Below are 22,660 nucleotides of genomic sequence, written 5' to 3' on the forward strand. Positions count from 1 at the left end.
GACACCGGTGGCACGCCGCACGCTTGACGCCACATCCAAGCAGGGGTGGCGACCCGGAGGCGTGGCCGTCGCGCCCTCGACACGGGAGGCGGTGGCGGTGCGATGGCGGATCGCGACGTTCGTGGTGTGCGTGGTGCTCGGGATGATGTGGACGGTGGTGGCCCGATGATGAACGCCTGCCCACCTGGCCGGCAGGCTTACTGGGCCCAGGGGCACATGACGAAGCCGCGCTTGAGGGTGAGCATCTCGATGCTCGCCTGCCACGACTGGATCCCTTCCAGGTGGGCGAGCGTGGACGTCGTGAAGGTGAACAGGTCGTTCGTCGTCGGCATGATCACCTCACACATCAGCGAGGACTGGCCGAGGGTCGCGGCGATGAACCGGACGCCCCGATGCTCGATCAGCTCCCGTGCGACCGCGTCCAGGCGGGACGGTGACACCTCGAGCCACAGCAGGACCTCGGTCTCGTAGCCCAGTAAGGCCGCCGGCACCAGCGTCACCATCTGCAGGCAGCCGCGCGACGTCAGCGTCTCGTAGCGCCTGCGTACGGTCGACTCGTTGACGCCCAGCACCTGCGCGACCGCCGGGAAGCTGGTCCGCCCGTCCTCGCGGAGGATGCCGAGGATCTTGTCATCGGTGTCGTCGAAGTCGCCCGGCGCGCATTCGTGCTGCTCGGACCGTTTCGCGGTGCGCGCGCTCTCGCCGAGGATCTGCCGGCTCCAGTCGTGCCCGACCTTGTACGTGTGCAGCACCAGGTCGGCGTCGCTGGACACCACGCCCCGGATGCTCAACAGTTCCTCGGTGAGGACGCTCACCAGGTCGCTGCCCTTGGGGACGATCACCTCGACGACGATGTCGTACGCGCCGGTGACCAGGCAGATGAAGCGGACGTACGGACGTTCGGCGATGATCCGCGCCACCCTGGCCTGCAAGCCGGCCTCGCAGCGGACGCGGATGAGCAGCTGCTCGGTCGGTCCCCACTGGCCGAGGCTGGGGACCGCCGCGATCCGGACGAGACCCTGGCTGATGAGGTGTTGGCCACGGCGGGTGACGGTGGCGACGGACGTCTGGGTGGTGTGGGCGATCTCGGTCCAGCTCGCCCGGCCGTCGTTCTGCAGGGCTACGACGATCCGCCGGTCGAGGTCGTCGAGCGGTTCGAGGCGGGCCATCAGGTGTGCGCCCGCAGGAACTGGTGGACGACGCTGGAGAAGCGGTCGTACTCCTCGACCTGTGGCGAGTGTCCAGAATTCTCGAAGACGACGAGCTCGGAGTTCGGGATGAGCGCGGCGATGGCCTCGCTGCACTCGACCGGCGTGATCCAGTCGTGGCGGCCGACGGTGACGAGGGTCGGGCAGGTGATCTGGGGAAGCCGGTCCCTGATGTCGTAGTTCTTGTGCAGGACCGAGAACGCGTAGTTGTGCGTCTGGTAGCGGTACGGCGTCGCCTTGGCGCGTTGCTCGACCGCTTCGGGGTTGTAGTCGTGGTCGTACAACGGCAGGATCTCCCGCCAGCAGTCGGCAAGGTCGGCGTCGTCCTTGACCGTCCCGCTCACGATCCGGTCGAACTTCGCCCGGTCGATCGTGACCCGACTCGACTCCATCGCGTTGCGCAGCGCCAGGTCCATGTGGGTGTTGTCGGCGGTCGTGTCACGCAGGATGAGGGCCTGCACGCGGTCGGGATAGTTGATCGCGTACTCCATCGCGATGAATCCGCCGTACGAACCACCCGCGACGACCACCTTCTCGGCACCGCTCCACACCCGCAGGCCTTCGATGTCGTCGGCCCACTGCGCGTGGCTGAAGGGAGGTTCCCCGTCGCTCCTGCCCGAGCCGCGGGCGTCGAAGACGAGCAGCGGAAGCTCGTGGGCGAACCGGGCGAACGCCGCGTCAGGTTCGGCCATCGACCCCAGCCCAGGCGCCCCGTGATGAGCGATCATGACGGGTCTGTCGACGAGCTCGCTGCCTAGCAGTTTGACGTTCAGCCGGGTCCCATTGATGGTGACGTGCATGCCTTACTTCCTCATCCGTGGGTTGCGGGCATCGTTGTAGGCAAAGGAGGCGAGGGTGGCCGCGACCACCAGCGTGAGGATGGCGAGCGACGGGAACAACGTCGTCCACCACGCGGATGCGAGCGAGCCCGAACGCTGTGCGTTGTGCAGGATCGTTCCCCACGACCAGCTGTCCGGGTCGCCGAGGCCGAGGAACGACAGGGACGCTTCGGTCAGCACCGCGCGCGACGCGGTGAGGACGACCGAGACCGCGACAACGGGCGCGACCGCGGGCAGCAGGTGGCGGCGGATGATCCAGCCGTGTGAACCGCCGATGACCCTCGCGGCGTCCATGTACGGCAGGCGTACGACGGACAACGCCTGGGAACGCACCACCCGGGCGACCTCCGGCCAGGAGAACGCCGCGATGACGACGACCAGCGTGCCCATGCCTGGCCCGGCGAGGGCCGCGACGAGAATCATCAACGGCAGGATCGGCAGGGACAGGGACAGGTCGACAACCAGGCCAACCGCGGTGTCGATGCGGGGAAAATAGGCCGCGGCCATGCCGATCAGCGCACCGGCCACGATGGCGAGCAGCGAGGCACCCAGGCCGACGGTCAGGCTCACCCGGGTGCCCCACACGACTTGGGCGAAGAGGTCGCGCCCGAGGTCGTCGGTGCCGAACCAGTGGGTCGTCGACGGGGGCGCGAGGACCGCCTCGCCGTAACCTCGCGGGAACGCCGCGATCAACGGCGCGGCGAGTGCGACGACGGCGAGCAGCAGCAGGACGGCGAGCGAACCGACGCCGATCGGGTTGCGCCGGAACTCCCGCCAGGTGCGTACGCCAGGCGGACCCGGCGAGCCCGGTGCGCCAGGCGAACCGGGCCCGCCGGGTCCACCCGGCGCAGGTGGGGTGCCACCCCCGGCGGTGCTACCCACTGACGTGCCACCAACTGACGTGCCACCAACTGACGTGTCGGCGGGTGTCGTCGTCATCGCGACCTCACCCTCGGATCGAGCATGCCGTAGAGCAGGTCCGTGAGCAGGTTGGCCGCCACGACGGTCGCGGCCAGCAGCAGGAAAGCCCCTTGCAGGACAGGAAAGTCGAGGCGCCCGACGTTGTCATAGATCGCGCGACCGAGCCCAGGATAAGCGTAGATCGTCTCGGTGAGGACCGCACCACCGACCAGGAAACCGAGCTGCAGACCGGCCACTGTCGTCGTGGGAAGCAGGGCGTTGCGCAGAGCGTGCTTCCACACCACCACCCGCTCGGGAACACCCTTGGCGCGGGCGAGCTCGCAGTAGTCCTCGCCGAGGCTCTCGATCAACGTGGCGCGCAGGGTGAGGACGTACGGACCGAGCTGCACCAGCACCAGCGACATGCAGGGCAGGACGAGGTGGTGGAGCATGCTGAGGTAGGCCTCGACCGGGCTTCTCACGTCGCTGTCCATCGCCCCACCGATCGGGAACCAACCGAGAGTCAGTCCGAAGACGTACAACAGGAAGACGCCCACGCTCGGCACGAACAGCGACTGGCCAAGGACACCGCCGATCTGCACCACCCGGTCGATCCCGCTGCGGGCACGCGTGGCCGCAAGCACACCTAGGGGTACGCCGACGAGCAGCGTCACGAGCATCGCCGACCCGGTGAGGATGAGCGTCCACGGGATCCGCTCGGCGAGGATCGCGCTCACCGGCACGGACTCGCGCAGGGAGACGCCGAGGTTTCCCTGCAGGAGTTCCCCGAGGTACGCGGCGTACTGCACGACCAGCGGTCGGTCGAGGCCGTAGTCGTGCAGGAGTTCCTGCCGTAGCTCCTCGGTCATGCCCGGGACGGCGACCACGAGCGCGGGGTCACCGGGCAGAAGCCGGACGAGAAAGAACGTCACAGTCACGGCGAACCACAGCGTCATCAACCCACGCAGTAGTCGCCGCCCCGTGAACGCCAGCATGCCCGATCAGTCCAGCCTTGTGGTCATATCGCTTCAGTTCCGCTGACGCACCTGGGCCAGCGACTGGGGGTTGATGATGGAGAGCAGTTCGCTCGGTTGCACCACGAAGTTGCCCCACGAGGAGTCGTGGGCGATGTTGAACGTCTGCACATAGAGCACTACGTCATAAACCTGGTCGTGTACTCGACGCGCGATCTGATGGACCGGCTCCCGCGCCTCTTCCGGGGTCGTCGCCTTCTGCGCCCGGTCGATCAGCGCGTCGAGGGTGGGATCGGTGACCTGCCCGTAGTTGATGAACCCACCGGACTTGAACGCGAGTCCGAGGTAGGCCGGTGGGTCCTCCATGATGGCCCACGAACCGACGTAGATGTCGAAGTCGCGTTCGGCGGTCTTCTCGCCGTAGGTGTTGCGTTCGAGGCCCGACAGCTTGATGTCGATGCCGGCCTCCCGGCTGGAGTCGCGCACCAGCTGCGAGAGCGAGGCGAGGATCGGGTCGGCCTTGTCGTAGATCAGCGTCGGCTGCAGACCGTCGAGCAGACCGTCGCCGTCGCCGTCTTCGAACCCGGCCTTCTCCAACTCGGCCCTGGCGGCCTCCGGGTCGTACGCGTACTCCTTCAGGCTCGGGTCGTGCCAGAAGTCAAGGGTCGGCGTCACCACACTCGAGCCGGTCGACTTAGCCTGCCCCTGCAGGACGACCCGGCGAATCGCGGCGGCGTCGATCGTCTTGGCCAGTGCCCGGCGTACCTCCACGCGGTCGAGAGGCTCGCGCTTGGTGTTGTACTGCACATGGGCGTAGCCGAGCGACGGCACCTCCTGCAGGCTGACGCCCTCGACGTCCTGCAGCGACTTCGCCTGTGCCGGCGGGATGGCGTTGGAGACGATGTCCAGCTCACCGCTACGCAGCGCCAGTACCTCGGTGTTGACGTCGGGGTAGACGCGGAACTCCACCTCGTCCAGGGTCGGCTTGCCGCCGGGTGCGAAGGGATAGGAGTCCACCGCCTCGAGCTGGTAGCTCTCGCCCTTCTCCACCGAGGTGAGCTTGTAGGGGCCTGCGCTCACCCAGTCCTCGGTGTTGGGGAAGTCCTGCACGCTCTCGGCCTTGCCGAAGACGTGGGCGGGCACGATCGGCACCCAGAAGCCGAGGCTGGTGAGGAACGTGCCGTCGGGACGCGACAGCTCGAACTCCACCCGGGTGTCGGAGACCGCGGTGGCCTTCTTGAACGACGGGATCAGGCCGGCGTAGACGCCGATCTTCTCCTTCCAGATCGCCGACACGGTGAACGCGACGTCCTCGGCGGTGAACGGTGTCCCGTCGGACCAGGTGAGGTCGTCGCGCAGCGTCATCCACGCGGTGCGCCCGCCGTCCTCGTACCCCCACTCGGTGGCCGCGAGCGGCGACTTCGTCCCCGTGAGGTCCATCTGCATGAGCCGCGGATACATGAGGTTGGTGACGATCAGGTCCGTACGACTGTTGCCGACGAGCGGGTTGAAGTTGACGACGTCGGCGGTCGTGCCGATGACGAGCTTGTTCTGTTCGGTGGACTTCTTCTCACCGGCGTCGGCACCTGGAGCGGTCTCGTCGGGGACGCTCGGCGTGCACGCGGCAGCGAGCAACGCGGCCGCCGCCACCACCCCCGTCAGGGCGCTTGACCAGCTCATGAAACCCATACCTCCTCGAGGACGCGGAGGATGTTTCCCCCGATCACCGCACGGATCTCGTCGTCGGAATAGTCGTGGGAGACGAGCCAGCCGACGATGTTGGCGAAGGACTCTCCGGGGTTCTCCATGCCGTCGACGTAGTCCACCTTCTCGTAGCTCAGGTCGCCCTGGACGGCGTCGAAGGACACATGACCGGCGAACACCTCGTGAAGTCCCACGTGGTCGCCGAACAGCGTGTCGGGCCCGAAGGCGACGTGGTCGATCCCCACGAGGTCGACGCAGTAGGTGAAGTGGTCCATCACCGACTCGAGCGAGTGTCGTGGGTGCGCGAGCGACATCGTGGTGTGCGGCGCGGCCTCGATCCCGATCACCCCGCCCCGCTCGGCGCACGCCTCGAGCACGCTGTCGGGCTTCATCCGGAGGCTGCCCCAGACGGCACGCGCGCCCGCGTGGGTGAGGAAGATCGGCACGGTCGAGTGCTCGATGGTCTCGAGCGACGTGAGGTCACCGGAGTGGGACACGTCGATCGCCATGCCGAGCTTGTTCATGCGGGTCACGGCCCGCCGGCCGAAGTCGGTCAACCCGCCGTCGCGGCGTTCCTTCAACCCGCTGCCGAGCGCGTTGGTCTCGCTGTAGGCGATGCCCATCTGGCGTACGCCGAAGCCGTAGAGGATGTCGATCCGGTCGAGTTCGTTCTCGATCGGCGTCGCGGCCTCCAGACCCGGCACCAGCGCGATCCGGCCGGAGTCGTGCGCGTGATGGATGTCGGCGACCTTCTCCGCCTTGAGCACGAGGTCCTGGTGCGCAAGGTCGGAGAACCGCATCCCCAGGTCGGCGAGGATGTCGGTCCACTTCCAGCCCGCCTGACTCGTCACGCAGGCGATGCCGTCCATGAAGTTGTCGAACACCGCGGTCAGCCCCGAACGCGCGAGTCCTTCATAACCGGTGCGGTGCCGCCCGGCACGGTTGTAGTCGACGCTGTCGCTGATGGGGTCGGGAAACACCGCAGGGTGCTCGTGCAGGGAGATGGCGATGCTCTCGTCGAGCAACCGGTGCGTACGGACGCGCTGGGAGTCGGACAGGTGCAGCCGGGAGTAGGCGGGTACGCGACCGACCTCAGGGGCCAGGGCGAACTGCTGATAGTCGACGCCGGCATCGAGGTAGCTGTATGAGCGGTAACCGGTGTAGCGCTTCAAGCTCTCCCGCACCGGGAGCTCCCTTCGCGGAGGGCCGGAGTCCGAACACCGACCCTCGTCCCGGGACCGCAACTTTTCGGCAACGCCAGGCCCCCGCATGATTGGTACTCGGCGTACGTAAGATCATTCTTGCCATAAGTCGGCATCATGGTCAATTATGGGGATATCGGCCGTAGCGCCGATGCCACCAAGCCGGCGCTACGGCCGATGCCAAGGAGGCGCATGCCGCACGCGGGTGGGGATGCGGTCCTCGAAGTCGTCGGCCTCTCGGTGCGTTTCCGTACTGGCGACCGCGTGCTCACCGCCGCCGACGACGTGTCCTTCGCGATCGCACCCGGTGAGACGCTGGCGCTGCTCGGCGAGTCCGGTTCAGGCAAGTCGGTGGCGGCGCGTGCAGTCATGGGCCTGTTGGCCGGCCGTGAGGTCGACGTCGAGGCGACCCGGCTGGCGCTCGGTGGCACGGATCTGCTCGGGTTGCCCGCCGACCAGCGGCGGGCTCTGCGCGGTTCGCGGATGACGCTCGTCTTCCAGGACGCCTTGTCGGCGCTGAACCCGGTGTTGCGCGTCGGCGATCAGATCGGCGAGCTCTTCCGCGTCCACGAACGGACATCCCGTCGCGTCGCGCGGTCCCGGTCGGTCGACCTGCTGCGCAGGGTGGGAATCCCGGCACCCGACAGCCGCGTCGACAACTATCCGCACCAGTTCTCCGGCGGCATGCGGCAACGGCTGCTCGTCGCGATGGCGATCGCGCTCCAACCGCCGCTGCTCATCGCCGACGAACCGACGACGGCACTCGACGTGACGGTGCAGGCGCAGGTGCTGGAGCTCCTGGCCGAACTCTGCGGCGAGATGGGCACGGCGGTCCTGCTCATCACCCACGACATGGGCATCGTGGCCGAGGTCGCCGACCGGGTAGCGGTGATGTACGCCGGGCGGATCGTCGAGACGGCGCCGGTCGAGGACATCTTCGCCGCACCCGGCCACCCCTACACCGAGGCGTTGCTCCGGTCCGTTCCGCGGATCGACCGGCCCGCGGCCGAGCTGCACCCGATCGCTGGTACGCCGCCGAGTCCGCTCGCACTGCCGTCGGGATGCGCCTTCCGGCCGCGGTGCGGATACGCGGTCGGAGTGTGTGCGGACGTCCGCCCCGATCTCGCGCCCGTCGGCGGCCCGGACGTACGCATGTCCGCATGCCACCGGCGCGAGGACGTCGGCAGCGCGGACGTGACGGACAGCGCGGGCGTGACGGGCCGTGCGGACGTGACGGACAGCGCGGGCGTGACGGGCGGTGCTGACCAGCTGGAGGGGAGCGGCTGCGGTGAACCTTGACCAGAAGCCGGTGTTGCTGGAGGCGCGCGACCTCCACAAGGGGTTCGCCTCCGGCCGGTCACTGCCGCTGGTCGGCGCGCGCCGCGCCCGGATCAGCGCGGTCGCCGGTGTCAACCTGACCTTGCATGCGGGGGAGACGCTCGGCATCGTGGGCGAGTCAGGGTGCGGCAAGTCGACGTTGGCGCGGACGCTGGTCGGGCTCGAACGCCCTGATGCCGGGCAGGTGTTGTTCCGTGGCACCGGCCTGACGGGGGTGCGGGGCCGGGCCCGGCGTGGGTTGGCGCGCAAGGTGCAGATGGTGTTCCAGGATCCGTACCTTTCTCTTGACCCGCGCATGAGTGTGCTCGACCTCGTCGCCGAACCGTTGGACGTGCACGGGCTCGCCGGTGATCGCACGGCGCGCCGGGTCCGTGCGGCGGAGCTTCTCACGCTCGTGGGGCTGGACCCGGACCTGCTGTCCAGATACCCGTACGAGTTCTCGGGTGGTCAACGCCAGCGGATCGGAATCGCCCGAGCGCTCGCACTCGAACCCGAGGTGTTGATCTGCGACGAGCCGGTGTCGTCCCTCGACGTCTCCGTACAGGCCCAGGTCGTCAGCCTGCTGCGCAACCTGCAACGGCAACTGGACCTTGCACTCGTCTTCATCGCCCACGACCTCGCACTGGTGCGCGTGGTGGCGGACCGGATCGCGGTGATGTATCTCGGCCGGCTCGCCGAACTCGGCAGCGCCGGCCAGGTGTTCGAGGCGCCCGCACACCCTTACACGCAAGCGTTGCTGTCGGCCGTTCCCATCCCTGACCCGACGCTGCGCGCTTCCCGTGCCGGAGGGTCGTACGCCCGGGTCCGGCTCGCCGGTGAGCCTCCCAGTCCGGCGGATCCGCCACCGGGATGCCGGTTCCACACCCGCTGTTGGCGTGCGGACGAGCGGTGCCGTTCCGAGGTTCCCGAGCTGGCGCCGGTGGCCGGGATCGACCAGGGACTCGGCGCGGTCGCGTGTCATCATCCGATCCATCCGATCCTTCCGGATTCGGGCGACCGGGGGCGGTCACCCGCGCAACCGGACGCCGATGGCCGACGTCCTAGAATGCGTTCGACCGCGGGGACGGAGGAGCGCTGATGAGTGTCGACGGCACACGGCATGACGACGGCGATACCGCAGCTGCCTCGGCAGTCCCGGGCATGAGCGTGGCGCGGGTCTATGACTACCTCCTCGGCGGCACCGACAACTCCGCCGCCGACCGCTTCGCCGCCGAGCAGATCAAGGCCCTCTTTCCCGAGCTGGAGGACTGGGCATGGTGCAACCGCGGGTTCCACCAGCGGGCCGCACGGTGGCTGGCGGCGGAGGTCGGCATCACGCAGTTCCTCGACATCGGCTCGGGGCTGCCCACCCAGAACAACACCCATGACGTCGTGCATGCGGTCAACCCAGCCTGCCGGGTGGTCTACGTCGACAACGACGAGCAGGTCGCCGAGCAGGCACACCGTCTGCTGAGCGACACCGGTCGGGTGAGCTTCGTCCACGGTGACCTGCGCAAGCCGGACGGCATCCTCGCCAACCCCGACGTGCGGGCACAACTCGACTTCGCCCAGCCCATCGGCCTGCTGATGACCGCCGTCATCCACTTCGTGGCCGACGAGCTCGACCCCTGGAAGCTCGTGGGACACTACCTCGACGCGTTGGTGCCGGGTAGCTATCTCGTGCTCTCCCAGGGGACCTACGACAAGCAGGCCCCCGCCACCGTCGAACGCGCCACCGCCATCTACCAGAACGCCAACGAGCAGGTGTACCCGCGGTCGAAGCCCGATGTGGAGAGGTTCTTCGCCGGTCTGCAGATCGTCCCGCCGTATGACGGTGCGAAGCCGGACGTCACGTTCGGCGGCCTCTGGGGGGCAGAGGATCCCGAGGTCGCTGACGACGACGCGTCGCGTGCCCTCTATGCCGCGGTCGGCCGCAAGCCGTGATCGGGCGCGGTACCTACCACGTCACGGGAAGCTCGGGTATGCCGTAGACCGTGGTCATCGTACGGAACTTCAGCTCATCGAAGTTCACGGCCAGCCGCAGAGTGGGGAAGCGGCGGAGCAGCGCCGGAAACGCGATCTGCATCTCCATCCGCGCAAGGGGTGCGCCGAGGCAGTGGTGGATGCCGTGGCCGAACGCCACATGCGGTTGCGGAGTCCGCGCGAGGTCGAACGTGTGTGGATCTGAGTAGAGCGCGTCGTCGCGGTTGGCCGAGGGGAGCGACACCATGACGTAGTCGCCGGCCTCGACCTGCTGGTCGCCGATCATCAGGTCTTCGGTGGCCGTACGGATGACGGCGGTCTGGGCGATCGTGAGATAGCGCAGCAGCTCCTCGACCGCGGGCGCGGCCGCATCGGGGTCGTCCCGCAAGCTGGCCGCCTGCTCAGGATGCTGCAGCAACAGCAATGTGCCGAGTGCCAGCATGTTGGCCGTGGTCTCGTGTCCGGCGAACAGCAGCAGCCGGCCGATGCCGGCCAGCTCGGCATCGGAGAGATCCTCGCCGTGCTCGCGGACCAGCCGGCCGAGGAGCGCGTCGCCCGGCGCGCGGCGTTCGGCGGCGACCCGGCCGGCGAGATACATCGCCATGTCCTTGAAGGCGAGCAACAACTGCTCCCGTGGCTGGGAGAGGTCGAGGATGAGGTTGCTGCGGTCGCGGAACTCGTCGCGGTCGGCGTAGGGCACGCCCAGAAGCTCGCAGATCACGAGCGCAGGGACGGGGAACGCGAACGCCGACACGAGGTCGACCGGCGGTGCGGACCCGGCGATCCCGTCGAGGTGCTCGGTCACGATGTCGGTGACCCTCGGACGGAGTTCGCTCATCCTCCGAGCAGTGAACGCGCCGGCGAGGATCCGGCGGAACTTCGTGTGTGCGGGCGGGTCGAAGCCGATGAAGCTGCCGGGTTCGGTCGGGGCCGCCTCAGCACTGCCCTTCACCATCGGCAGGCGCAGGAGCCACGGTGGGGTCGCGGCGTTGCTGAACCGGGCGTCACCGAGAACCTGACGGGCGTCGGCGTACCGCGTGACGAACCACACGGAGACGTCGCTCGGCAACTGGATCCGGCTGACGGGCTGCTCGGCGCGCAGCTGGTCGATCTCCGGTGCGGGATCGAACGGGCTGGCGCCGCCGCGTCGGTAGGGCAGCGGTGTTGCCGGCGTCTGACTCATCACGGAATCCTCCGCTCGGGGCTGGCAGTTGATCACTGTACTGTCCCGCATCGCCGGGGTGCACTGTCGCGCCCCGCATGATCATCAGCGGTGCTCTTCGGCGTGCTGTCGCAGGCGTCCTTGCCCCCGCCGGCTTCACGGTCGCCACAGCCTTGGTGTCCACACCGGCTAGTGCCGAGCAGGCGGCTTCCTCGTGTCGCGACGTCGAGCGCACGGTGGCGTTGACCGAGGGGGCGCGACCCACGGCGACCATCTCCGGACGACGAGGCACACAAGGACGTCACGACCGAACTCACCCTCGCCACGTCCGCTCTGGTCAACAAGCTGCCGCCGGCGCTCAACTCCACGAGCAGGGTGCGCGTTCCCGTCCTCGTGATGGTGGGTGAGCACGACGCGTTGTTCTGTGGCCTGCTGCTGGACTGCCGTGACCGGCCGGCGGTGCAGCAGAGGGAGGCGGCGTTCTATCCTCGTGCCGCGTCGTTGACCATTCTCACGGTCCCCGACACGGGTCACAATCTTGCATTGCACCGGTCGTCCAATATCACGCACTCCACGATTTCCGAATGGCTGCATAGCGCCTGATATGTGGGCTTGCGGTATTTCCGTCAAGCCCACAACGGACAGCTGAGATCGGGCCGACCTCCCGCCGGACCTCGCGCGTCCCTGCCGCGCGCTGCCCATGCGCGGTAGGCAGTGGCATCATGGCAACCACGGCTCGAGAGGCAGACGTGCATTCCCTTGGGTAGTCGAGGGAAGGAGTCCGAGCCGCCGGGAAATTGAGAATAACGGGAGGTCCGCTCATGCCAACATTCCCGGTCGGTGCGCAAGACCCGGATGAGCGTCTCCGCGAACTCGAAGCGATGCTCAATGCTATTACTGAGTATCAGATCATCAAGTTGGACGAGTCAGGCAATATCGCCAGTTGGAATCCAGGCGCCGAGGCGGTTCAGGGATATTCCGCGGACGAAGTCCTCGGGCAGCCGGTCTCGATGTTCTACACAGAAGAGGACAACGCGGCCGGTCTGACCCAGCGGGAGTTGCAGACCGCCCGTGACACGGGACGGGTGGAGTTCGAGGGCTGGCGGGTACGCAAGGGCGGCAGCAGGTTCTGGGCGAGTGTGATTCTCGCGCCCATCCGGGACGAGAACGGCGACGTGACCGGCTTTGTGAAGGTCACCAGGGACGAGACCGAACGCCGTGAACAGGAAGTACGACTGCAACGCCAACGCGACGAGATCCTCGAGCTGTCGACCCCGGTGATCCAGGTGTGGGACAAGGTTCTCGTGCTCCCGATCATCGGCACCCTCGATTCGCAGCGGGCCGCCCGGCTGACCGAGGACCTTTTGGAGAAGATCGCCGAGAACCAGGGTGAGGTCATCATCCTGGAAGTGAGCGGCGTACCCACGATCGACACCCAGGTCGGCCAGCACCTGTTGAAGACGGTCCAGGCCGCTGCGCTGATGGGGACCGTCAGCATCCTTTCTGGCGTGCGGGCCGAGGTGGCCCAGTCGATGGTGAATCTTGGTGTGGACCTGGGGCAGTTGCGCTCCCGTAACACGTTGCGGGACGCGTTGCAGCTGGCGTTGCAGGTGTTGCGGGACCAGCCGGGCGCCGCCGGCTCTGGTCCGACCTTGGGCGGGGGAACTGCACGTGAGTGAGGCAGCACCGATCCTGCGGATCGAGGACACCCTGTTGGTCAGCCTGCAAGGTGACCTTGACGACACGACCGTGATCGCGATCGAGGACCAGCTGACCAGGGAGGTCGTACGTACCCATGTGACGGGAATCCTGATCGACGTGAGTGGGTTGTCCGTCATCGATTCGTTCAGTGCAAGGGTCATCGCCCGGTTCATCGGCATGGTCCGGCTCCTCGGGTCGCAGGCCGCCGTCGTGGGAATCCAACCCGCGGTGGCGATCACGCTCGTCGAGCTGGGAGTGCCGATGGGTCATCTGGACACCGCACTGAACGCCGAGCAGGGCGTCGCACTGTTGCGACGGCTACGCCGAAATGCCACTCGAGCTGACTGACATGACGCAGGTCGCCCTGACGATCTCTGCTGAGGCCGACCTCATCCGGGTGCGGCAGGTTCTGCGCGCCAGATGTCAGCGGGTCGGGCTCGGTCTGGTCGACGAGACGAAGCTGATCACCGCCGGCAGCGAGCTGGCCCGCAACATCCTCACCCACGCGGTCGGTTCCCGCGGTGGGGTGCGGGTGGAGGACGTCGCGAGGTCGGGCCGGCAAGGGGTGAAGGCGACGTTCTTCGACGAAGGGCCGGGGATTCCGGACGTGGACCAGGCTCTCGTCGATGGTTTCAGTACGAGCGGAAGTCAGGGAATCGGTCTTCCGGGCTCGAAGCGGCTGGTCGACGAGATGACCATCACCACCGAGGTGGGGTCGGGCACCGTTGTCGAGATCGTCAAGTGGCGGCGTGATCGGTCGTGGCGCCCGTGAACAGCCCCGTCCACCAACGGCACCCGATCCGGGTCGAAGAAGACGTCGGTGCGTTGCGCCGGACGGTTGCCGAGATGGCCGCCGACCTGCCGTCCCTTCGTGACGGCGACGCGGATCTGGTCGCGACCGAGCTGGGTACGAACCTCCTCCGGCACACGGACCAGGGTGGCTACGTCCTCTACCGCGCGCTCACCGACGGGATCGAGTTGCTCGCCCTCGACGGCGGCCCGGGCCTGCGGGCGGGAGATGTCCCGCCAGACCCGAACCGCGAGACAGGACAACCAGTCCTGCAAGAGCCGCAGCGGCCGCCTGTCCCGCGTGAGTCCCGGGACGGGAGTCGTGGCCTCGGCGCGGGACTCAACACCGTCCGCCGGCGTTCGGTCGACTTCGACTGGTACGCCACGTCGGCTGGCACCGCGATCCTCGCGCGGCTCGGCGCGTCAGACTCCACCCGGACCGCGTCCTGGCAGTGGGGCGGCGTCAACGTCCCGCTGGGTGGGTCCGGCGTCTCCGGAGACGGCTGGGCCGTCGGCGTGGACCAGCGGCTTGTCGCCCTCGTCGTCGACGGGTTGGGCCACGGCGAGCATGCGGCCGCCGCGACTCAGGTGGCGTTGACGGAGTTCGAGCACTGGTCGATGCGCGATCCGCGGAGCTTCGTCGGCCATGTCCACGAGGCCATGCTCTCCACCAGGGGAGGCGTCCTCGGCCTCTGCGTACTGGATCAGGAGAGCGGAGAACTCACCTACGTCGGTGTCGGAAACATCCACGGGCGGGTCTTCTGCGGCCAGGGCAGTCATCGGCTGCTCAGCCGGGTCGGAGTCCTCGGGACCGAGATTCCGGTGCCGGACATGCAGGTGGCGACCGGCGAGTGGAGGCCGGGTGCCACCCTGATGCTCGCCACCGACGGGATCAAGGCGCACTGGGACCAGGATGGTGAGTATCCCGCCCTGCTCGCACACGACCCGGCGCTGATCGCCGCCATCGTCGAGCGCGACCACAGCGAGGGCAACGACGACGCCGCCCTCCTGGTCGTCCGCGACCTGAGGAACCCGGTACAACATGCGTAGGAGCTCATGGCCGACGGCTCACGGACGGCGGCTCACGGACGGCGGTGATGACCCATGGCTGCCGATGCGGAACTGACCCAGCTGCGGGCCGCGCTTCGACGTTGCCAGGAGCGAATGCGCGAACGCGAGCTGTCGGTCGCCGAACTCAACCACGAGCTCCAGAAGACCAACCGGGGGTTGATCGCCGTCCACGCCGAACTGGTGGACGCCCGCCAGGCCGAGGCGCGGTTGGCGGCCATCGTCCAGTCGTCCGACGACGCGATGCTCGCGTTGGGTCCGAAGCTGACCATCCAGACGTGGAGTCCCGGCGCGCAACGCCTGTTGGGCTATCGCAGTGACGAGATCGTCGGGCACTCGATGCAGGTGCTCGTCGCCGACGAGTCGCCGCCGGAGTTCGATGCGGCGGTACGACACGTACGCGCTGGCCGGCGTGTGCAGGCGTACGACACCAGGTGGCGGCACCGGGAGGGAACCACGGTCGACGTGGGCGTGGCCGTCGCGGCGATGCGGGAGGCGCAGAACCGCGGCCTGATCGGCTTCAGCGTGGTGGCGCGCGACATCTCCCACCGCCTTCGTACGCAGGCTGAGCTCGCCGAGGCCCGGGCGCTCCAGGAGGTCATGAACGACCGGGACCGGATCGCCCGCGACCTGCACGACATGGTGATCCAGCGGGTCTTCGCCGCCGAGATGATGCTGCACAGCGCCGCCACCCTGGTCATCCGCCCTGAGGTGGCGGAGCGGATCGAGACGGTGATCGGAGAGCTCGACGGGGCCATCCAGGACCTTCGTACGACGATCTTCGCGCTCCACGGCGGTTGGCAGCGTTCGACGAGCGTGCGTGGGCAGGTTCTCGACCTCGCGACCGCCGCGCAGGACGGGCTCGGCTTCTCGCCCAACGTCCGCTTCGACGGGCCGGTCGACACGACGGTGACGGACGAGGTGGCTGTCCAGGTGCTCGCCGTACTGCGCGAGGCGTTGACCAACATCGCGCGGCACGCCCAGGCGAGCAGCGCCTCGGTCGTGCTCAAGGTCGCCGACGGCGAGGTGGTCCTGCAGGTGAGAGACGACGGCCGGGGCTTCGACACGGCCCGCCATCAGGGCGGACTCCGCAACTTCCGGGAGCGGGCGGAGTCCCACGGTGGACGCTTCGAGCTGCACAGCGAGGTCGGCGCCGGCACCAGGATCGACTGGCGGGTCCCGCTGTCGCGGTGATCGGCGTGCCCTCGGTCGCGGTGATCGGCGTGCCCTCGGTCGCGGTGATCAGCATCGCCACTGTCGCGGTGAGCTGCCTCAGGACCTGAGTTCGGCCGAGAGCCTGGCCGCCGCCTGCTGCAACTCGGGCGCGACGTGCGCGACCACCTCGTCGGTGATCCGGGCGGCCGGACCGGAGATGGACAGCGCGGTCGCGATCGGCGTGTCCGGGACCGTCACCGCCACGCAGCGGACGCCGACCTCCTGCTCGCCGTCGTCGACGGCGTAGCCCTGGTCGCGGATGGTGTCGAGCTGGGTGAGGAGGGCGGCGTGATCGGTGAGGGTACGCGGCGTGCGGGGCTGCAGGTCGGCCCGCTTCAGCAGTGCGGTGGCGCGGTCGTCCGGCATCTGGGCCAGCAGGGCCTTGCCGACGCCCGTGCAGTAGAGCTCGACGCGCCGGCCGACCTCGGTGAACATCCGCATCGCGTGGCGCGACGGCACCTGGGCGACGTAGACGGCCTTGTCACCGTCGAGCAGGGCGAGGTTCGCGGTCTCGCCGGTGGCGTGCATGAGCTCGTCGAGGCAGGGCCGGGCCCAGGATCCGAGCAGCCGGCTCGCGCTCTCGCCGAGGCGGATCAGCCGCGGGCCCAAGGCGTACTTCCGGGACTCCTCCTGGCGTACGTATCCTCCAGCGATGAGGGTCCGCAGCAGCCGGTGGATCGTGGGGGCGGGCAGGCCGGAGGAGCTGGCCAGCTCGCTGAGGGTGACCTCCCCGGCGGCGTCGGCCATGAGCTCGAGGAGTTCGAGGGAACGCTCGACCGACTGGACCGCCCCGGACGGCTGGGACGGCTGGGACGGGGACGGCTGGGACGGAGTGCCTTGCCGGCTCTGCTTCCGCATGGCGAAACCTTAGTGGTCGTCGGACGGGGAGGGTACAAGGAGCCGGTTCCAGTGCGCGAAAGCTCTGATCCGTATCAAGGAATAGCAGAGCGTGACGATGCTGTCCAATCCGTGGCGGGGTACGTGGACCGTGGAGGAACCTCATGGCAGAGCGGCAGATCCTCGGTACCGCGGCCCAGCACGCATCGACCGAGATCCCGGTGGCAGGGCCCGAGGACCGGGTAGCCGACGTGATCGACGCGCTGCGGGGCCGGCGGTTCGACAGCGCGGCCGTCATCGCGGTCTGTACATCGGGCCGGTTGGTGGGCCTTGTGACGATCGAACGCCTCCTGGTCGCACCGCCTGAAGCGCGGGTCCTCGACGTCTCGGACCGCCAGCCGCCCGTCGTCGCACCGGACACCGACCAGGAGCACGCGGCGTGGGCGGCCATCCGCCAGGGCGAGTCGGGGCTGGCCGTCGTCGACGCCGACGGGACGTTTCGCGGGGTAATCCCACCCCAACGACTGCTCGCCGTCCTGCTCGAGGAACACGACGAGGACCTCGCCCGACTCGGCGGGTACCTGAGGTCGGCCGCCACCGCACGGGCCGCGAGTGAGGAACGGGTACGCCTGCGGCTCTGGCACCGCGTGCCGTGGCTGCTGCTCGGTCTGCTGGGTGCTCTGGTGGCGGCCGGGCTGATCGGCGGCTTCGAGGCGGACCTGGAGCGGCAGGTGCTGCTCGCGTTCTTCGTCCCTGGCGTCGTCTACATGGCCGACGCCGTAGGCACCCAGACCGAGACGCTGGTCATCCGGGGGCTCTCGGTCGGCGTCGGGATCCGGCGGGTCGTCGTCCGCGAACTCGTCACGGGACTGCTGGTCGGCCTGCTGTTGGCCCTGCTCACCCTGCCGGTGACCGTCGCGGTCTGGGGCAACGTCGGTGTCTCGCTCGCCGTCTCCCTGGCGCTCTTCGCCGCGTGCTCGATCGCCACTGTGGTGGCCATGGCGTTGCCGTGGCTCTTCCATCGGCTCGGCAGGGACCCCGCCTTCGGCTCCGGTCCGCTCGCGACGGTTGTCCAGGACCTGTTGTCCATCGCGATCTACCTCGTCATCGCGCGGGCAATCCTCGGCTGAGCCGCCCGGGCGGTCCCCGGCTGAGCTGGGTTGACCTCGCCTCACTCGACATCGAGGGAATGAAGGCGTTCTACGGCGCGCTGTTCGGCTGGCAGGCGCACGTGTCGCCGGAACCGAAAGCCGGCGGCGACACCATGTTCACCCAGGACGGCAAGACGGTCGCGGGTGCGGGGCCGCTCGTCGCGGCCTGCCAACCTCCGGTCTGGACGACCTACGTCCAGACCGACGACGCCGACAAGGCCGCCGAAGCGGTCGAGACCGCCGGCGGCACCGTCCTGTCCGCGCCGATGGATTTCATGGCCTACGGTCGGATGGCGGTCTTCGCCGACCCGCAGGGTGCGCACTTCTCGGTGATCAGAAGCAACCCCACCACGATGATCGACGCGGCGACGTCGTGGGGCCGGTTCAGGGTTTCGACGCGGCGACGTAGGTCCTTGCCTTCCGCCCCACGGCGTTGTCGTCGGTCTGCACGATCACATGGGCGAGCGCGACGGTCGGCGCGACGTCGAAGATCACGACGCCATGGGTCATCTGGTCCGGATTGAGTTGCGCCCGGTAGTCGAAGCCCCGGACCTGTGTCGGACCGAAACGCCGTCCCCTGGTGTCGACGATCCGATGGAAGTCGCCGCCGAACTGCGCCGGGGCCATGCCGACGTTCTTCGCCTTCATGCGTACGACGATGAGTTGACCGTTTCTGGCGACCGGAGGGGCGACGCCGAGCTCCTTCGCGTACTTCTTCACGCCGGTGGTCAGCTCGGTGACGGTGACCTCGAAGCTGCCGTTACGGAAGGTCTGCCCGACACCGACCATCGTGGTCGATGGCGTTTTCCTCGCCGCGGGGTCGGGTGTCGCCATCGTCACCGGAACCGACGGACCGCTGCATCCGCACAAGAACAACAAGGTCGCGGCACAAGCGACAGCAAGGACCAGTCGCGCCGACCGGTGCCGGTTTCTTCCCTTCGCGCACAGCGATGCGCCCTGCGCCGCAATCTGGCTGTTCATGGTTGTTCCCCCTGCGTGCAGGCTTTCACGGCAGGTGGGCCTTCTGCGGGCGTTTGGTTTTTGGTCGAACCCTCGTACTTTTGGTCGAACGTCGTTCTTGGATGAACCCATCGACGGTCGGCTTCGTCCTGCGTCAGGGCGTGTACTCATCTCTGCTGAAGACCGCGACGAGGTGAGAGTCCGCCTCAATCCCACCTTGGTTGACAATATGGCGGACTATCGGCGACTCCGGACGATTGGGCGCCGTGATCATAACCAGCTCGCCGAGATGGCACGACTCAGCCGCGACAAGTGCCATTCGTGAAACGTGATCGTGAATCCTGCCCCTCAGGCGTCGTGGGCTTCGGCCGGGAGGTGGTGGCCCAGGCGTGTCCGCTTGGTCCGCAGATACTGGGCGTTCTCCGGATTGGGCGAGACGTGCAGAGCGACGCGACCAGCGACGGTGATGCCGTAGGCGGCGAGCCCGGTGATCTTGGCGGGATTGTTGGTGAGGAGCCGGACGGTGCGTACGCCCAGATCGGTGAGAATAAGCGCTCCGGCTCGGTAGTCGCGGGCCTCCGCCGGAAGGCCCAGTGCCAGGTTCGCGTCCACCGTGTCGTGCCCGGCGTCCTGCAGGGTGTACGCCGCGAGCTTGGCCAGCAGCCCGATCCCGCGTCCCTCGTGGCCGCGGAGGTAGACGACGACGCCGCGGCCTTCCGCGGCGATGGCGGCGAGGGCAGCTGTGAGCTGCGGCCCGCAGTCGCAGCGCAGGGAGCCGAACACGTCGCCGGTCAGGCATTCGGAGTGCACGCGGGCGAGGACCGCTCCGTCGACCGCTTCGCCGACCGAATCGCCGGCCGCCTGCACGTTGCTGAGGTCGCCGTGGACGAGCGCGACGTGCTCCCGGCCGTCGATGGCATAGCCGTACGCCGTGAACACGCCATGAGCCGTCGGCATCCGGGCCTTCGCGACCCGGCGGATCCGCTCGGTCGTCGTCATTCGGTGGCGGGCCCGGACAGCGACACCACCGGGAGGTCGCGTCGGCCCGGGTTGCGTACCGCGGCGCAGACACCGTCGCTCGCCTCTGCCGCGGCGATGCGTTCGGCGGAGGGCGTGCCGTAGTCGGTGGTGCGTTGGCGCAGCGGCCGGCCGGTCGGTGCGACGAGTGCGCGCAGGTCGCTGATCGTCTTGTACGACCCGTGGCCGGCGCCGGCCATCCGGCTGATCGTCTCCTCCATGAGCGTGCCGCCGACGTCGTTCACGCCACCGTCAAGGACGGCTTGACAGAGCTCCGGGCCGAGTTTCACCCACGAGCACTGGATGTTGTCGATCAGCCCGTGGAGCAGCAGCCGGGCGACGGCGTGCACGGCGCGGTTCTCGCGCGGTGTCGGACCGGGGCGCGCCAACCCCGCAAGGTAGATCGGCGCGCTGGTGTGTACGAACGGCAGCAGCACGAACTCGGTGAAGCCGCGATGGCCGTTGTTTTCCAGCGATCTGCGCTGCAGGTCGGCGATGACCCGCAGGTGGGCGACCCAGTGCGCCGGCGTGTCGACGTGTCCGTACATCATCGTCGACGTCGTGGGGATCCCGAGCGCGTGCGCGGTGCTGACCACCTCGACCCAGCTCGCCGTCGGCAGCTTTCCCTTGGTGAGCACCCATCGCACGTCGTCGTCGAGGATCTCGGCGGCCGTTCCAGGCAGCGAGTCGACGCCGGCCTCGCGGGCCCGGACGAGCCATTCACGCACCGGCAGGTTGGTCCGCGACGTGCCGTTGATGACCTCCATCGGGCTGAACGCGTGCAGGTGGACATCCGGCTGGCGGCGCTTCACCTCCTGTGCGAGGTCGAAGTACGCCGTCCCCGGCAGGTCCGGGTGGATGCCGCCCTGCATGCAGATCTCGGTCGCACCGGCCTCCCACGCCTCGTCGACCCGATCGCCGACCTGGCTGAGGGAGAGCGTGTAGGCGTCGGCGTCGGTCCGCCGCTGGGCGAACGCGCAGAACCGGCAGCCGGTGTAACACACATTGGTGAAGTTGATGTTGCGGGTGACGACGAAGGTCACGTCATCGCCCGCGACGTCCCGGCGAAGCCCATCCGCCAACCGGCTGAGGGATTCCAGCGCCGGACCGTCGGCGTCGAGGAGGGCAAGCGCGTGGCCGTCGGTGAGGCCCGCGGGGTCCCTCTCCGCCTGACGCAAGGCGTCCTTGACGGCGCCGTCGAGACGCGCCGCAGCCGCCAACGACGCCGGTGCCGGTCCGGCCGCTCCGGACGGGACGTGCGCGGCGAGTTCGTCCCAGTCGCCGTAGACCGAGGAGAAGTCCTCCCGGCGGTCGGTGGTGCGGCCTTCGGAGTCGATGGTGACGTGCAGGTCGGTCCGCCCCGAACCGGCGCCCGCCGACTCCCAGCCACCGTCGGGCTCCTGCCAGGGCAGTCCCTGGGGGAGTCCGCCGTCCTTGGCGAGCCCGGTGGCCGGATCGACCAGGGCCGCCACGTGTCGCGCGAGCCGGGGATCGAGCCACGGTTCGCCGGTACGGACGTACTCCGGATAGATCGTCAGCCGTTCCCGCAGGGCGTACCCGCCCTCAGCCGTGCGCGCCGCCAGGTCGTCGATCTGCGGCCAGGCCCGCTCGGGGTTCACGTGGTCCGGTGTCAGCGGCGACACGCCACCCCAGTCGTCGATGCCGGCGCGCAGCATCAGGGCGTACTCGTCGTCGATGAGGTTCGGCGGCGCCTGGATGCGGACTTTCGCGCCGAGCACCAGCCTCGCCACGGCGATCGTCGCCGCCAGGTCCTGCAGGTCGGCGTCCGGTGTCGCGCGCATCTTGGTGTCGGGCTTGGCCCGGAAGTTCTGGACGATCACCTCCTGGACGCCGCCGTACGCCCGGGCGACCTGGCGGATCGCGAAGAGCGACTCGGCCCGCTCCGTCAGCGTCTCGCCGATCCCGAGGAGGATCCCGGTCGTGAACGGCACAGAGCTGCGGCCGGCGTCCTCGAGCACCCGGAGCCGGATGTCCGGGTCCTTGTCGGGCGAGCCGAAGTGCGGCCCGCCGCGCTCGGTGAACAGCCGCCGCGCGGTCGTCTCGAGCATCATGCCCATCGACGGCGCGACCGGCTTGAGCCGCTGCAGGTCCTGCCACGACAGCACGCCCGGGTTGAGATGGGGCAGCAGACCGGTCTCCTCCAACACCCGGATCGCCATCGCGCGGACGTAGGACAGCGTGTCGTCGTACCCGTTCTCGTCCAGCCACGTGCGCGCCGCCGGCCAGCGGTCTTCCGGCCGGTCGCCGAGGGTGAAGAGCGCCTCCTTGCAGCCCATCGCGGCACCCTGCCGAGCGATGTCGAGCACCTCGTCAGGGCTCAGGTAGGCGGCGGGGAGCCGGTGCGGGACGGTGACGAAGGTGCAGTAGCCGCACCTGTCGCGGCACAGGCGGGTGAGCGGGATGAACACCTTCCGGCTGTACGTGATGACGCCAGGCCGCCCTGCCGCTTCGAGGCCCTGGTCGCGCAACCGGCTCGCGAGGCCGGTCAGCGTGTCGAGGTCGCCGGCACGGGCGTGGAGGAGAACCGCGGCCTCGTCGACGTTCAGCGTCTTGCCGTCGCGGGCGCGGGCGAGAGCACGGCGCATGGCCGACGCAGGCGGCTGGTCCGGGAC

The 22,660-nt window shown here is 68.6% G+C and carries 21 protein-coding genes and 1 pseudogene; 11 read left to right on the forward strand and 11 right to left on the reverse strand.

What is annotated here, in order from left to right; genetic code table 11:
* Positions 1 to 197: 197 nt before the first annotated feature.
* The 6 genes from ABN034_RS22565 to ABN034_RS22590 are packed head-to-tail and all read right to left on the reverse strand — an operon-like array spanning position 198 to position 6,809.
* Positions 198 to 1,169, reverse strand: a complete 972-nt coding sequence (locus ABN034_RS22565; protein WP_349692999.1) for an Lrp/AsnC family transcriptional regulator — start codon at positions 1,167 to 1,169, stop codon at positions 198 to 200.
* Positions 1,169 to 2,008, reverse strand: a complete 840-nt coding sequence (locus ABN034_RS22570) for an alpha/beta fold hydrolase (protein WP_349693000.1) — start codon at positions 2,006 to 2,008, stop codon at positions 1,169 to 1,171. The genes ABN034_RS22565 and ABN034_RS22570 overlap by 1 nt, the downstream gene beginning before the upstream one ends.
* 3 nt (positions 2,009 to 2,011) lie before the next feature.
* Complete coding sequence (locus ABN034_RS22575) at positions 2,012 to 2,986, reverse strand: ABC transporter permease (RefSeq protein WP_349693001.1); 975 nt, start codon at positions 2,984 to 2,986, stop codon at positions 2,012 to 2,014.
* A complete protein-coding gene (locus ABN034_RS22580; RefSeq protein ID WP_349693002.1) occupies positions 2,983 to 3,942 on the reverse strand; it encodes an ABC transporter permease in 960 nt (319 codons plus the stop codon). The genes ABN034_RS22575 and ABN034_RS22580 overlap by 4 nt, the downstream gene beginning before the upstream one ends.
* Before the next feature lie 33 nt (positions 3,943 to 3,975).
* On the reverse strand, positions 3,976 to 5,601 hold the full coding sequence (locus tag ABN034_RS22585) for an ABC transporter substrate-binding protein (protein ID WP_349693003.1): 1,626 nt from the start codon (positions 5,599 to 5,601) through the stop codon (positions 3,976 to 3,978).
* The gene (locus ABN034_RS22590; protein WP_349693004.1) at positions 5,598 to 6,809 is read right to left on the reverse strand and encodes a dipeptidase; all 1,212 of its coding nucleotides are present in this window, start codon (positions 6,807 to 6,809) and stop codon (positions 5,598 to 5,600) included. Before ABN034_RS22590 ends, ABN034_RS22585 begins: the two co-directional genes overlap by 4 nt.
* A 210-nt stretch (positions 6,810 to 7,019) precedes the next feature.
* Here ABN034_RS22590 and ABN034_RS22595 point away from each other — a divergent pair, with 210 nt between their 5' ends.
* From ABN034_RS22595 to ABN034_RS22605, 3 genes are read left to right on the forward strand one after another with little or no spacing between them, the layout of a single operon-like run.
* Complete coding sequence (locus ABN034_RS22595) at positions 7,020 to 8,126, forward strand: ABC transporter ATP-binding protein (RefSeq protein ID WP_349693005.1); 1,107 nt, start codon at positions 7,020 to 7,022, stop codon at positions 8,124 to 8,126.
* The gene (locus tag ABN034_RS22600; protein WP_502879074.1) at positions 8,116 to 9,243 is read left to right on the forward strand and encodes an ABC transporter ATP-binding protein; all 1,128 of its coding nucleotides are present in this window, start codon (positions 8,116 to 8,118) and stop codon (positions 9,241 to 9,243) included. Before ABN034_RS22595 ends, ABN034_RS22600 begins: the two co-directional genes overlap by 11 nt.
* The gene (locus tag ABN034_RS22605) at positions 9,243 to 10,088 is read left to right on the forward strand and encodes an SAM-dependent methyltransferase (RefSeq protein ID WP_349693006.1); all 846 of its coding nucleotides are present in this window, start codon (positions 9,243 to 9,245) and stop codon (positions 10,086 to 10,088) included. The genes ABN034_RS22600 and ABN034_RS22605 overlap by 1 nt, the downstream gene beginning before the upstream one ends.
* Before the next feature lie 13 nt (positions 10,089 to 10,101).
* Here ABN034_RS22605 and ABN034_RS22610 read toward each other — a convergent pair whose 3' ends face one another.
* Positions 10,102 to 11,310 (reverse strand): cytochrome P450, encoded by a 1,209-nt coding sequence (locus ABN034_RS22610; protein WP_349693007.1) that lies wholly within the window; start codon positions 11,308 to 11,310, stop codon positions 10,102 to 10,104.
* 800 nt (positions 11,311 to 12,110) lie between these two features.
* On the opposite strand from ABN034_RS22610, the gene ABN034_RS22615 reads away from it, so the two are divergent.
* Genes ABN034_RS22615 through ABN034_RS22635 form a run of 5 tightly spaced genes read left to right on the forward strand, consistent with a single transcriptional unit; the run spans position 12,111 to position 16,041 of the window.
* Positions 12,111 to 12,968, forward strand: coding sequence for a PAS domain S-box protein (locus tag ABN034_RS22615; protein ID WP_349693008.1), 858 nt, complete (start codon positions 12,111 to 12,113; stop codon positions 12,966 to 12,968).
* On the forward strand, positions 12,961 to 13,338 hold the full coding sequence (locus ABN034_RS22620) for an STAS domain-containing protein (protein ID WP_349325843.1): 378 nt from the start codon (positions 12,961 to 12,963) through the stop codon (positions 13,336 to 13,338). The genes ABN034_RS22615 and ABN034_RS22620 overlap by 8 nt, the downstream gene beginning before the upstream one ends.
* A gap of 1 nt (position 13,339) precedes the next feature.
* Complete coding sequence (locus tag ABN034_RS22625; protein WP_349693009.1) at positions 13,340 to 13,762, forward strand: anti-sigma regulatory factor; 423 nt, start codon at positions 13,340 to 13,342, stop codon at positions 13,760 to 13,762.
* Positions 13,759 to 14,829, forward strand: a complete 1,071-nt coding sequence (locus tag ABN034_RS22630) for a SpoIIE family protein phosphatase (protein ID WP_349693010.1) — start codon at positions 13,759 to 13,761, stop codon at positions 14,827 to 14,829. The genes ABN034_RS22625 and ABN034_RS22630 overlap by 4 nt, the downstream gene beginning before the upstream one ends.
* 54 nt (positions 14,830 to 14,883) lie before the next feature.
* Complete coding sequence (locus tag ABN034_RS22635) at positions 14,884 to 16,041, forward strand: PAS domain-containing sensor histidine kinase (RefSeq protein WP_349693011.1); 1,158 nt, start codon at positions 14,884 to 14,886, stop codon at positions 16,039 to 16,041.
* 78 nt (positions 16,042 to 16,119) lie between these two features.
* Here the strand turns inward: ABN034_RS22635 and ABN034_RS22640 are convergent, their stop codons facing one another.
* Positions 16,120 to 16,920, reverse strand: coding sequence for an IclR family transcriptional regulator (locus ABN034_RS22640; protein ID WP_349693012.1), 801 nt, complete (start codon positions 16,918 to 16,920; stop codon positions 16,120 to 16,122).
* Positions 16,921 to 17,063: 143 nt separating this feature from the next.
* Here ABN034_RS22640 and ABN034_RS22645 point away from each other — a divergent pair, with 143 nt between their 5' ends.
* Together ABN034_RS22645 and ABN034_RS34520 are read left to right on the forward strand one after the other, a co-directional pair.
* The gene (locus ABN034_RS22645) at positions 17,064 to 18,029 is read left to right on the forward strand and encodes a magnesium transporter (protein ID WP_349693013.1); all 966 of its coding nucleotides are present in this window, start codon (positions 17,064 to 17,066) and stop codon (positions 18,027 to 18,029) included.
* A gap of 20 nt (positions 18,030 to 18,049) precedes the next feature.
* Positions 18,050 to 18,373, forward strand: a pseudogene (locus ABN034_RS34520) (VOC family protein); the annotation flags it as partial.
* 61 nt (positions 18,374 to 18,434) lie between these two features.
* On the opposite strand, the gene ABN034_RS22650 reads toward ABN034_RS34520, so the two are convergent.
* A complete protein-coding gene (locus tag ABN034_RS22650) occupies positions 18,435 to 18,839 on the reverse strand; it encodes a DUF4352 domain-containing protein (protein WP_349693014.1) in 405 nt (134 codons plus the stop codon).
* A gap of 1 nt (position 18,840) precedes the next feature.
* Here ABN034_RS22650 and ABN034_RS22655 point away from each other — a divergent pair, with 1 nt between their 5' ends.
* On the forward strand, positions 18,841 to 19,335 hold the full coding sequence (locus tag ABN034_RS22655; RefSeq protein WP_349693015.1) for a hypothetical protein: 495 nt from the start codon (positions 18,841 to 18,843) through the stop codon (positions 19,333 to 19,335).
* A gap of 23 nt (positions 19,336 to 19,358) precedes the next feature.
* Here ABN034_RS22655 and ribA read toward each other — a convergent pair whose 3' ends face one another.
* The gene (gene ribA, locus ABN034_RS22660) at positions 19,359 to 20,009 is read right to left on the reverse strand and encodes a GTP cyclohydrolase II (RefSeq protein ID WP_349693016.1); all 651 of its coding nucleotides are present in this window, start codon (positions 20,007 to 20,009) and stop codon (positions 19,359 to 19,361) included.
* Positions 20,006 to 22,633, reverse strand: a complete 2,628-nt coding sequence (locus ABN034_RS22665; RefSeq protein WP_502879077.1) for a bifunctional FO biosynthesis protein CofGH — start codon at positions 22,631 to 22,633, stop codon at positions 20,006 to 20,008. Before ABN034_RS22665 ends, ribA begins: the two co-directional genes overlap by 4 nt.
* Positions 22,634 to 22,660: the final 27 nt, after the last annotated feature.

It is taken from the genome of Actinopolymorpha sp. B11F2 (genome assembly GCF_040195635.1).
Lineage (GTDB): Bacteria > Actinomycetota > Actinomycetes > Propionibacteriales > Actinopolymorphaceae > Thermasporomyces.

What these genes read in the sequence shown, in the direction of transcription:
- ABN034_RS22565 (WP_349692999.1), bottom strand. Translation starts at nt 1,169, where the DNA reads ATGGCCCGCCTCGAACCGCTCGACGACCTCGACCGGCGGATCGTCGTA.
- ABN034_RS22570 (WP_349693000.1), bottom strand. Translation starts at nt 2,008, where the DNA reads ATGCACGTCACCATCAATGGGACCCGGCTGAACGTCAAACTGCTAGGC.
- ABN034_RS22575 (WP_349693001.1), bottom strand. Translation starts at nt 2,986, where the DNA reads ATGACGACGACACCCGCCGACACGTCAGTTGGTGGCACGTCAGTTGGT.
- ABN034_RS22580 (WP_349693002.1), bottom strand. Translation starts at nt 3,942, where the DNA reads ATGCTGGCGTTCACGGGGCGGCGACTACTGCGTGGGTTGATGACGCTG.
- ABN034_RS22585 (WP_349693003.1), bottom strand. Translation starts at nt 5,601, where the DNA reads ATGAGCTGGTCAAGCGCCCTGACGGGGGTGGTGGCGGCGGCCGCGTTG.
- ABN034_RS22595 (WP_349693005.1), top strand. Translation starts at nt 7,020, where the DNA reads ATGCCGCACGCGGGTGGGGATGCGGTCCTCGAAGTCGTCGGCCTCTCG.
- ABN034_RS22605 (WP_349693006.1), top strand. Translation starts at nt 9,243, where the DNA reads ATGAGTGTCGACGGCACACGGCATGACGACGGCGATACCGCAGCTGCC.
- ABN034_RS22610 (WP_349693007.1), bottom strand. Translation starts at nt 11,310, where the DNA reads ATGAGTCAGACGCCGGCAACACCGCTGCCCTACCGACGCGGCGGCGCC.
- ABN034_RS22615 (WP_349693008.1), top strand. Translation starts at nt 12,111, where the DNA reads ATGCCAACATTCCCGGTCGGTGCGCAAGACCCGGATGAGCGTCTCCGC.
- ABN034_RS22625 (WP_349693009.1), top strand. Translation starts at nt 13,340, where the DNA reads ATGACGCAGGTCGCCCTGACGATCTCTGCTGAGGCCGACCTCATCCGG.
- ABN034_RS22635 (WP_349693011.1), top strand. Translation starts at nt 14,884, where the DNA reads ATGGCTGCCGATGCGGAACTGACCCAGCTGCGGGCCGCGCTTCGACGT.
- ABN034_RS22640 (WP_349693012.1), bottom strand. Translation starts at nt 16,920, where the DNA reads ATGCGGAAGCAGAGCCGGCAAGGCACTCCGTCCCAGCCGTCCCCGTCC.
- ABN034_RS22645 (WP_349693013.1), top strand. Translation starts at nt 17,064, where the DNA reads ATGGCAGAGCGGCAGATCCTCGGTACCGCGGCCCAGCACGCATCGACC.
- ABN034_RS22650 (WP_349693014.1), bottom strand. Translation starts at nt 18,839, where the DNA reads ATGGTCGGTGTCGGGCAGACCTTCCGTAACGGCAGCTTCGAGGTCACC.
- ribA (WP_349693016.1), bottom strand. Translation starts at nt 20,009, where the DNA reads ATGACGACGACCGAGCGGATCCGCCGGGTCGCGAAGGCCCGGATGCCG.
- ABN034_RS22665 (WP_502879077.1), bottom strand. Translation starts at nt 22,633, where the DNA reads ATGCGCCGTGCTCTCGCCCGCGCCCGCGACGGCAAGACGCTGAACGTC.